Origin of the sequence: Pseudomonas sp. NBRC 111138 (genome assembly GCF_001320835.1) — a bacterium.
Lineage (GTDB): Bacteria > Pseudomonadota > Gammaproteobacteria > Pseudomonadales > Pseudomonadaceae > Aquipseudomonas > Aquipseudomonas paracarnis.
In genome coordinates this window covers 23646-33251 of record NZ_BCBO01000136.1, presented here as the reverse complement: position 1 = coordinate 33251, position 9606 = coordinate 23646, and the positions used below count along the sequence as shown (strand labels likewise).

6 protein-coding genes and 2 pseudogenes are annotated in these 9606 nt (G+C 60.5%); 3 read left to right on the top strand and 5 right to left on the bottom strand.

Features of this window, described 5'->3' with window-relative positions; all coding sequences use genetic code 11:
- The 4 genes and pseudogenes from APH41_RS23530 to APH41_RS23520 all read right to left on the bottom strand — a co-directional run.
- On the bottom strand, positions 1-565 hold a 565-nt coding region (locus APH41_RS23530; protein WP_054921784.1), incomplete at its 3' end, for a flavin reductase family protein.
- A gap of 60 nt (positions 566-625) precedes the next feature.
- A pseudogene (locus APH41_RS29725) lies at positions 626-1057 on the bottom strand (methyl-accepting chemotaxis protein); the annotation flags it as partial.
- Positions 1058-1165: 108 nt separating this feature from the next.
- Positions 1166-1852, bottom strand: a pseudogene (locus tag APH41_RS29720) (PAS domain-containing protein); the annotation flags it as partial.
- A gap of 186 nt (positions 1853-2038) precedes the next feature.
- Positions 2039-2371, bottom strand: a complete 333-nt coding sequence (locus APH41_RS23520) for a DUF2790 domain-containing protein (RefSeq protein WP_014716799.1) — start codon at positions 2369-2371, stop codon at positions 2039-2041.
- Between the two features lie 226 nt (positions 2372-2597).
- Here APH41_RS23520 and APH41_RS23515 point away from each other — a divergent pair, with 226 nt between their 5' ends.
- The 3 genes from APH41_RS23515 to APH41_RS23505 all read left to right on the top strand — a co-directional run bounded on the left by APH41_RS23515 (position 2598) and on the right by APH41_RS23505 (position 6316).
- The gene (locus tag APH41_RS23515) at positions 2598-3917 is read left to right on the top strand and encodes an OprD family porin (protein ID WP_054921782.1); all 1320 of its coding nucleotides are present in this window, start codon (positions 2598-2600) and stop codon (positions 3915-3917) included.
- A gap of 336 nt (positions 3918-4253) precedes the next feature.
- Entirely contained in the window at positions 4254-4928 is a 675-nt protein-coding gene (locus APH41_RS23510; protein ID WP_032893695.1) for a heavy metal response regulator transcription factor, read from the top strand.
- Complete coding sequence (locus APH41_RS23505) at positions 4925-6316, top strand: heavy metal sensor histidine kinase (protein ID WP_054921780.1); 1392 nt, start codon at positions 4925-4927, stop codon at positions 6314-6316. Before APH41_RS23510 ends, APH41_RS23505 begins: the two co-directional genes overlap by 4 nt.
- 143 nt (positions 6317-6459) lie before the next feature.
- On the opposite strand, the gene APH41_RS23500 is transcribed toward APH41_RS23505, so the two are convergent.
- Positions 6460-9603: a CusA/CzcA family heavy metal efflux RND transporter gene (locus APH41_RS23500; protein WP_054921778.1), complete on the bottom strand. Its 3144-nt coding sequence runs from the start codon at positions 9601-9603 to the stop codon at positions 6460-6462.
- Positions 9604-9606 lie beyond the last annotated feature (3 nt).

Sequence of the window (9606 nt, the reverse complement as noted above, 5' to 3'; positions counted from 1 at the left end):
GCCCGACAATCGGTTGGCCAATGGCCAGGAAATTCCCGCCCGCCACATGGTGCAACGTGCGCAGTTCATCATGCCCTTCAAAATGCCAGCGGCCCTCGCTGAATACCCGCTCATCAGCATAGGCCGCGACCACTTCGCCCAGGAACAGGTCATAGGCCTGCTGATTATGCGGCTCGGGCAGCAGGCGGCATTCCAGCCAAGCCACGCAGCCTTCCAGCATCGGCGCCTCGGTGTGCTCACCGCTGAAAGTGTGCAGGCCGTAGGCTGCGAATTTGTCGGTTTCAGCACCGCGGGTATTGCCCACCGTTTGCACCAGATCAGCCTGTGCGGCACAAGGCACTTGCAGTACGAAGGTGCCGGCGCCTTCAAGTAGCTGGCGGGTCCAGGTGGCCTTGTCGAGCACCACCGCGACTTTCGGTGGTTCGAAATCCAACGGCATGGCCCAGGCAGCAGCCATGATATTGCGCTGGCCGTTGTGGGCTGCACTCACCAACACGGTCGGCCCGTGGTTGAGCAAACGGTAAGCCTTGGACAATGGGACGGGGCGACGGAACGTAGGGCTCATGGTCGATCAGCTCTGCAAGCGAGAAAAGACCTACGATACCTCAAGCACAAGCCCGACAGGTCAGCTCGACAGCTGATTGGCAAACTGCCCGACCGCACTCACTACTTTTTGCGCACCGTCCTGAATTTCGACGATCACGGTACCCGCCTCCGCCGCCAGGGCCAGGCCCTGCTCGGCTTGCGCACGACCGTCGGCCATCAAGGCCACCGCGTCGCGGGCCATGTCCTGGTTCTGGCGCACCACACCGACAATTTCCTCGGTAGCTTTGCTGGTACGTGACGCCAATTGCCGTACTTCATCGGCCACCACCGCAAAGCCACGCCCCTGCTCACCGGCACGCGCCGCTTCGATGGCGGCGTTGAGCGCCAGCAGGTTGGTTTGCTCGGCAATGCCGCTGATCGTCTTGACGATGCTGCCGATCACTTGGGACTGGGCATTCAACGCCTCGATGCCTTCACCGGCCTGTTGCATGTGCTGGGCCAGGTCGCGCATAACGTCCACGGCCTGGGTGACCACGGTGGTGCCGCGCTGGGCGCTGTCGTCGGTTTGCAAAGAGGTGCTGTAGGCAATATTGGCGGCCTCGGCCACTGCCTGCTCGCGGTTGACCTGGTCGGTAATGACCGTGGCGAACTTGACCACTTTGTACAGCCGCTCATTGGCGTCCAGCACCGGGTTGTAGGTGGCCTCCAACCACACCAGGCGGCCGTGGCTGTCCACACGTTTGAAGCGCGCGGCGACGAACTCACCGGCGTTCAGGCGCTTCCAGAACTGTTGGTATTCGGCACTGTTGTATTCCTGTGGCTCACAGAACATACGGTGATGCTTGCCTTCGATCTGCGCCAGGCTGTATCCCATGGCGCCGAGGAAGCGGTCATTGGCGGTGAGTACATGCCCCTCCAGGTCGAACTCGATCAACGCGGTGGAACGCATCAGTGCAGTGATCAGGTTTTCATGTTCACGCGAGCTCTCGATGGTGCGGGTAAGGTCGCTGGAAAAAATCGAAAACTGCTTGATGCGCCCCTCCGAACTACGCACCGGCTGCACGATTGAGCGCAACCAGGCTTCCTTGCCATTGCCGCGCATCAGGCGTACGGCGCCGGCAAAGTGTTCGCCGCGGGCAAGCGCGTGCTTGAAGCGCAGTTGGAACTCGTCCTGGCGCACATGTGCCGGCACCAGGTCTTCGATAGCACGCCCGACAATCTCGCCCAGCGAATAAGCCAGTTCCTGCAGGAAGTTGGCATTGGCCCACTCCACACGGCCTTCAGGGTCCAGTGTCAGGCAGAGCATTTCGCTTTCCAGGCTCTCTTTCACCTGGAGCAAGCTCGACAATTCTTCGCGCAGAGCGGTCAGCTCCTGCTTCAGGCGGGTATTGAACATGGGGCACCGTTAGGCAAGTGAGGTAGGTGTACTCACTTGCATCGGCGCTGCCGGGGTTTTCTGAAGAGCGCTTGAGCCCTGGGCCGAACTATATTTTCAACCGCCATTGTTACGGCATACGCCCATGACCTGATATTCCAGGGTATTGAGCTTGCCGCTGGAGTCTTCGTAGGTCATGCGCGACGGTACGGCGTTGCACGAGCGGATCGGCGGCGTCACGTTGACGACCTTGGCAATGTCCAGGTCCATGCCATAGCGGTACGCCTGGACCTCAGGCACCGGCTTGCCTTTTTTGATGGCGTACGCGGCCATGGCTTTCTCATTGCGCTCCATCATCAGGGCAAAGGTGCGGTCCCCACCCCCTTCGGCCAGTGCGCCAAATGACAACACAGCCGTTAATACAGCCAAACCTGCTTTATAAAAGTTCATCGCGGTTTCCTCGACTGAAAAGTTCAGTGTCGAGATTAACCAACCCACCCTGACGGCAGGTTCACCAGAACATTACTTATTTGTTAGATGGTCGTTAGTTTCCAGAATTGTAATGTGCAAGCCATGCAGTTGTTATCCGCCATTTGCAACTATCAGCCAGGGCCAGATCAATAAAAACGCCCGCCTCTATAAGAAGCCGATAACTGCCATCACCGAGGAGCGCATCATGAGCATTCGTCATTACACCCTTCCCTTTTCACTGATGGCTGCACTGCCCATGGCCGCCATGGCAGTGGAGGACAAGCCCGAGGGTTTTATAGAGGGCAGCCGCATCAACGTGCTGGCACGCAACTTCTACTTCAACCGCGATGACCGCAAAGGCCAGTCCAGCCCCACTGGCAATGGTTACTCCGAAGCCTGGGCCCAGGGTTTCATCGGCAAATTCGAATCCGGTTTTACCCAGGGCACCGTGGGTTTTGGCCTGGACGCATTCGCCATGTACGGCCTCACACTTGACTCGGGCAGCGGCCGCAGCGGCGGCAAAGGCTCGTTCGGCGTGCTGCCGGTGAACAGCGACAACCAGCCGGAAAACAGCTACAGCAAAATCGGCGGCGCGGCGAAACTGCGCGTGCTGGACACCGTGATCAAGGCCGGCGACGTGTTCCCACTTACGCCGGTGGTGGCCTACGGCGACTCTCGCCTGTTGCCCGAGAGCTTTCGCGGCGTCACCCTGCAAAACACCAGTCTGGAAGGCTTGAGCCTGCAAGGCGGGCGCCTGAGCGGCATGAGCCAGCCCAGTGAAAGCGGCATGAACAAAGGCTTTGCCACCTTCTATGCAGGCAAGGTCGACTCGCCCTGGATCGCCTACTTCGGCGGTGACTACCAGCTCAACAGCCATCTGGGCTTTAGCCTGTACAGCAGCCGCTTGAAGGACGCCTGGGATCAGTACTACTTCGGCAGCAATGCCAATTACGCATTGACCGACGACGTGTCATTGTTCGGCGACTTCAACTACTACAAGGCCGTGGACGAAGGCCAGAAACGGCTCGGCGAGTTCGACAACAACATCTGGAGCGCCAGGCTCGGGGTCAAGGTCGGTGCCCACAGCGTGGCCGTGTCGCACCAGCGTAACAACGGCGACGATGACTTCGACTACCTGCGCCAATCAGACTCGATCTTCCTCAATAACTCGATCCAGTACAGCGACTTCAACGCGCCCAAGGAGCGCTCATGGATGGTGCGCTACGACCTGGACATGCAAGCGTTCGGCATTCCCGGCTTGTCGTTCATGACCCGCTACGGCAAAGGCACCGGCGCCGACTATAGCAACGCCAATGCCGTGTATATGCGCCGCGATGCAGCGGGTAACCCCTTGACCGATCAACGCCGCTGGGAACGGGATATCGAGGCCAAATACGTGGTGCAAAGTGGGCGTTTGAAGGATTTGTCCCTGCGCTTGCGCCAGGCCACCGTGCGCTCCAGTGCGTTTGAATCAGACCTGGAAGAAGTTCGTCTGATTGCCGAATACCCATTGGTCGTGCTGTAGCCCTTACATTCGCTCGCGATTAACTAACATCTGTTCACAAATAGCCAGTTATCAAAATTGTAATATTGGCCTCAGCTTCTCGTTAAGTGGAACTTTCTATACTCGCTTCAACTTATTCACCCGAGCACATTCATCTCTGAAGCTTTTGTGTAGCTCCTTTGGAAAGAGATGAATTTTTAACGCCCCGCTTGGGGCGTTTTTTTTGCCTGCGACACATGCGACCGACGGTCGCAGTTGACCCTAAAGCTACTTTAGCCTTCAGACTTTTCCCACTTCCGAACCCGCCGCCATAGGGACATGGGCGCCTTCTCTCCCCTAATTCAAGAGGTAACCCCCATGCGTATTCTTGTGGTTGAAGACGAGCAGAAAACCGCCGACTACCTGCAACAGGGCCTGAACGAAAGTGGCTACGTGGTCGACTGCGCCGCCAATGGTATCGACGGCCTGCACCTGGCCGGGCAACACGCCTATGAACTGGTGATTCTGGACGTGAACCTGCCGGGCAAGGATGGCTGGCAAGTACTGGAAGAATTGCGCCGCAACGGCACCCAGCGCGTGATGATGCTCACCGCCCGTGGCCGGCTGGCTGACAAGATCAAGGGCCTGGACATGGGCGCCGACGATTATCTGGTCAAGCCGTTCGAGTTTCCCGAACTGCTGGCTCGCGTGCGCACCCTGATGCGTCGCAGCGAGCACATTCCACAGCCGGAAGTGTTCCGCGTCTCGGACCTGGAACTGGACCCGCGCCGCCACCGCGCTTATCGCGGCACCCGGCGCATCGACCTGACCACCAAGGAGTTCGCGCTGTTGCAAGTGCTCATGCGCCAGGCCGGCGAAGTGCTGACCCGCACACAGATTATTTCCCTGGTCTGGGACATGAATTTCGACTGCGACACCAACGTGGTCGAAGTCTCCATCAGCCGCCTGCGCGCCAAGGTGGATGACCAGAGCGAGGTCAAGCTGATCCACACTATTCGCGGCGTGGGCTACGTGCTGGAAGCGCGCCCATGAAGACCGGCAGCCTGTCGATGCGCCTGGGCCTGACGGTCAGCCTGATGGGCGCGGGCCTGGTGTTGCTGCTAGCGACCCTGGCCTACCTGGCCCTCACCCATGAGCTGGAAAAACTCGCGCGCAAGAACCTGGAAAGCAAGATGGAACAGATCCAGCACAGCCTGGCCCTGGGCCTGGACGCCCATGCCATCCGCGCCCGCCCGCACTCGCTGATGGACCTGGTGATCGGCCACGACAATTTCCACCTGACCATCGTCGGCACCGCGCCCGATAACAGCGTGCTGCTGAACGTCGGCAGCAAGCCCCAGGAGCCACTGCTCACCGACTTCAAGCCACGGGAAACCCTGGGCTACCTCAATTGGGTCGACAGCTACGGCAACCAGGTACTCAGTGCCTCCAGCTTGATGCGCCTGGCCAACGGTGAACGCGTGCGGGTGCTGCTGTCCCTGGACCGCATGGACGACCAGGCATTGCTCAGTGCCTACCTGCGCGCCACGCTGATTGCGCTGCCGCTACTGCTGATACTGATTGGCATGGGCGCCTGGTGGCTGGTGCAACGGGGCCTGGCGCCGTTGAAGCAGTTCAGCCAGGTGGCGGCGAAAGTCACCACCCAAGACCTCACCCATCGCTTGTCTGTGGACAACCTGCCCCACGAACTGGGTGAACTGGCCCACGGCATCAACGTGATGCTTGACCGCCTGGATGCCGGGGTGCAGCAACTCTCGCAATTCTCCGATGACCTGGCCCACGAACTGCGCGCGCCCTTGACCAACCTCATGGGCAAGGCCCAGTTGACCCTGTCGCGCCAGCGCCCGCCGCAGGAATACAAGGCGGTGCTGGAATCCAACACCGAAGAGCTCGAACGCCTGGCGCGGATTGTCAGCGACATGCTGTTTCTGGCGCAGGTCAGCCACCCGGCGGCGCGGGCCTCATTCACCGAGGTGTCCCTGGCGCAGGAAGCCCAGCGGGTGATGGAGTTGTTTGCCATGAGTGCCGAAGATAAAGGCGTCACCCTGAGCTTGCGCGGCGATGCCCGGGTGACCGGCGACCGCCTGATGATCCAGCGGGCGATTTCCAACTTGCTCTCCAATGCCATTCGCCACACACCCGAGGCCTCTACCGTGTTGCTGTTGGTGGAGACCTACGAGCAGAGCGTATCGCTGTCGGTGGGCAACCCGGGGCGAGGCATTGAAGCGCACCACCTGCCGCACCTGTTCGAACGTTTCTACCGCGCCGACAGCAGCCGTACCCGTGCCGAGGGCGGCACCGGGCTGGGGCTGGCCATCGTGAAATCGATCATGCATTTGCATCAGGGGCATGCTCATGTCACCAGCCAGCCTGGGCGTTTTACGCGGTTCAGCCTGGTGTTTCCTTCAAAGCCAGCCTAGGCCCAATGTAGGAGCGAGCTTGCTCGCGAAAAACGTCAACGATAACGCGTGTTTCCTGAATAAACGCGGCGCCTGTGGGTTTTTCGCGAGCAAGCTCGCTCCTACAGAGGGTAAGCCCGCACATTGCGGCGTTTTCACGGTTGTCAGGCGGTCTCTTCATCGCGGCGATGAGCCCATTGGTACAACGCCGGCAGCACCAGCAAGGTCAGCAAAGTCGAAGAAATAATCCCGCCAATCACCACCGTCGCCAATGGGCGCTGCACTTCGGCGCCGGTGCCGGTGGCGAGTGCCATGGGGATAAATCCGAGGGACGCCACCAGCGCGGTCATCAGCACCGGGCGCAAGCGGGTCAACGCGCCTTCGTGAATCGCCACCGATAACGAGCGGCCTTCCTCGCGCAGGTTTCGGATGAACGCGATCATCACCAGGCCATTAAGCACCGCCACGCCCGACAAGGCGATAAAGCCCACACCCGCCGAAATCGACAGCGGAATATCACGCAGCCACAAGGCCATGATCCCGCCGGTCAGCGCGAAGGGGATGCCGGTAAACACCAGCAGGCCGTCCTTGAGGTTGTTGAACATCATGAACAGCAACCCGAACACCAACAGCAACGCTACCGGCACCACGATGCGCAAGCGTTCGGAAGCCTCCTTCAACTGTTCGAACTGGCCGCCCCAGGTGGTCCAGTAACCGGCAGGGACTTTCACCTGGGTGGTGATGGCGGCTTCGGCCTCCTCGACAAACGAGCCGATATCGCGCCCGCGCACGTTGGCGCTGACGATCACCAGGCGCTTGCCGTTCTCGCGGCTGATCTGGTTGGGGCCCAGCACCAGGTCGAGGCTGGCAACCTGGGACAAGGCGATAAAGCCCAACTGCCCCGAGGTACTACTCGCCAGCGCCGGCACCGGGATCAACAGCCGTGACAAGCCGTCGATATCGGTGCGCAACGTGTCGGACAAGCGCACCACCATGTCAAAACGCCGATCACCCTCGTACAGCGTACCGGCCTGGCGCCCACCGACAGCGACGGCGATGGTGTCCTGCACATCACCCACATTCAGGCCGAAGCGAGCGGTCTTGTCGCGGTCGATATTGATGGTCAGCACCGGCAGGCCGGAGGTCTGTTCCACCTTCACTTCCGAGGCGCCGTTGAGCTTCTGCAAGGTCTCGGCGATTTCCCCGGCAGTCTGGTTGAGCACCGCCATATCATCGCCGAACACCTTCACCGCCACATCGCTGCGCACTCCGGAAATCAGCTCGTTGAAGCGCAACTGGATCGGCTGCGACAGCTCATACACGCTGCCCGGCACAATCGCGCTGGCCCGTTGGATATCGGCGATGATTGCCTCGCGGGACTTCTTCGGGTTCGGCCATTGGTCCTTGGGTTTGAGCATCACGTAGCTGTCGGAAATATTCGGCGGCATCGGGTCGGAGGCGATTTCCGCCGTACCGGTGCGCGCAAACACCCGCTCGATTTCCGGCACTTGGGCCAGTAAGGTTTTTTCCAGTTGCTGCTGCATCTGCACTGATTGGGTCAGGCTGGTGCCAGGCACACGCAGCGCCTGTTGGGCAAAGTCACCTTCGCTGAGGCTGGGGATAAATTCACTGCCCATGCGGCTGGCGACCAACCCCGACACGACGATGGTCAGTGCGGCCAGGCCGAACACCAGGGGCCGACGCACCATCACCCAGTTGAGCACCGGGTCATACACCCGACGCGCACTGCGCATGACGAAGTTTTCTTCTTCCTTGACCTTGCCGGTGACGAACAACGCAATCGCCGCCGGTACGAAGGTCACCGACAGAATCATCGCGCCGAGCAAGGCAATCACCACGGTGAAGGCCATGGGGTGGAACATCTTCCCGGCCACGCCCGTGAGAGCGAAGATCGGCAGGTACACCACCATGATGATCAACTGCCCGAAGATCAGCGCGCGTCGTGCCTCCTTGGCCGCGGCGAACACTTCGTGCAGGCGTTCACTGCGGGTCAGCAACCGGCCGTGGCGCTGCTGTGCGTGGGCCAGACGGCGGATGGCGTTCTCGACGATCACCACCGCACCGTCAACGATAATGCCGAAGTCCAGCGCGCCCAGGCTCATCAGGTTGGCGCTGACTTTGTTGGTGAACATGCCGGTGAAGGTGAACAGCATCGCCAGCGGAATCACCATCGCAGTGATCAGCGCTGCACGGATATTACCCAGGAACAGAAACAACACCGCCACCACCAGCAACGCACCTTCGAAGAGGTTTTTCTTCACCGTGGCGATGGCTTTTTCCACCAGGTTGGTGCGGTCGTAAACAGTGACCGCCACCACGCCTTCGGGCAGCGAGCGGTTGATCTCCTCAAGCTTTTTCGCCACCGCCTGGGACACGCTGCGGCTGTTCTCGCCGATCAACATGAACACCGTGCCCAGCACCACCTCACGGCCATTTTCGGTGGCGGCGCCGGTACGCAGCTCACGACCAATGTCGACCTGGGCCACATTGCGCACGCGGATCGGTGTGCCGTCCGAGGTGGTGATGACAATGTTGGCGATGTCGTCGATAGACGCCACCTGGCCCGGCGCGCGGATCAACAACTGTTCGCCGCTGCGCTCGATATAGCCGGCGCCGACGTTGGCGTTGTTGCGCTCCAGCGCCGTGACCAGATCGTTGAGGGTCAGGTTGTAAGCGGCCAGGCGCTTGGGGTCTGGCGCAATCTGATATTCCTTGGCGAAGCCGCCGATGGTATTGATCTCGGCCACGCCTGGCACGTTGCGCAGTTGCGGTTTGATGATCCAGTCCTGGATCACCCGCAGGTCGGTGGGGGTGTAAGGCGTACCGTCCTCTTTGCGCACACCGTCCTCGGCTTCGACGGTCCACAGGAAAATTTCCCCAAGGCCAGTGGAAATCGGCCCCATGGCGGTTTCGATGCCGTCAGGCAATTGCTCACGGGCCACTTGCAGGCGTTCGTTGACCAATTGGCGGGCGAAGAACAGGTCGGTGCCGTCCTTGAAAATCACCGTGACCTGGGACAAACCGGAACGCGACAGCGATCGCGTCTGCTGCAGGCCCGGTAGGCCGGCCATGGCGGTTTCGATGGGAAAGGTGACGCGCTGCTCGGTTTCCAGCGGCGAAAAACCGGCCGCCGCCGAGTTGATCTGCACCTGTACGTTGGTGATGTCAGGCACTGCGTCGATGGGCAGTTTCTGATAGCTGGCGATGCCGACACCGGCCATCAACAGCACCGCCAGCAACACGATGATGCGCTGCTCGATGGCGAATTGGATAAGGCGCTCAAACATGGG

Bases quoted from the DNA above. Each gene is read 5' to 3' on its own strand.
- APH41_RS23505 (WP_054921780.1), top strand. From the start codon at position 4,925: ATGAAGACCGGCAGCCTGTCGATGCGCCTGGGCCTGACGGTCAGCCTG.
- APH41_RS23500 (WP_054921778.1), bottom strand. From the start codon at position 9,603: ATGTTTGAGCGCCTTATCCAATTCGCCATCGAGCAGCGCATCATCGTG.
- APH41_RS23510 (WP_032893695.1), top strand. From the start codon at position 4,254: ATGCGTATTCTTGTGGTTGAAGACGAGCAGAAAACCGCCGACTACCTG.
- APH41_RS23515 (WP_054921782.1), top strand. From the start codon at position 2,598: ATGAGCATTCGTCATTACACCCTTCCCTTTTCACTGATGGCTGCACTG.
- APH41_RS23520 (WP_014716799.1), bottom strand. From the start codon at position 2,371: ATGAACTTTTATAAAGCAGGTTTGGCTGTATTAACGGCTGTGTTGTCA.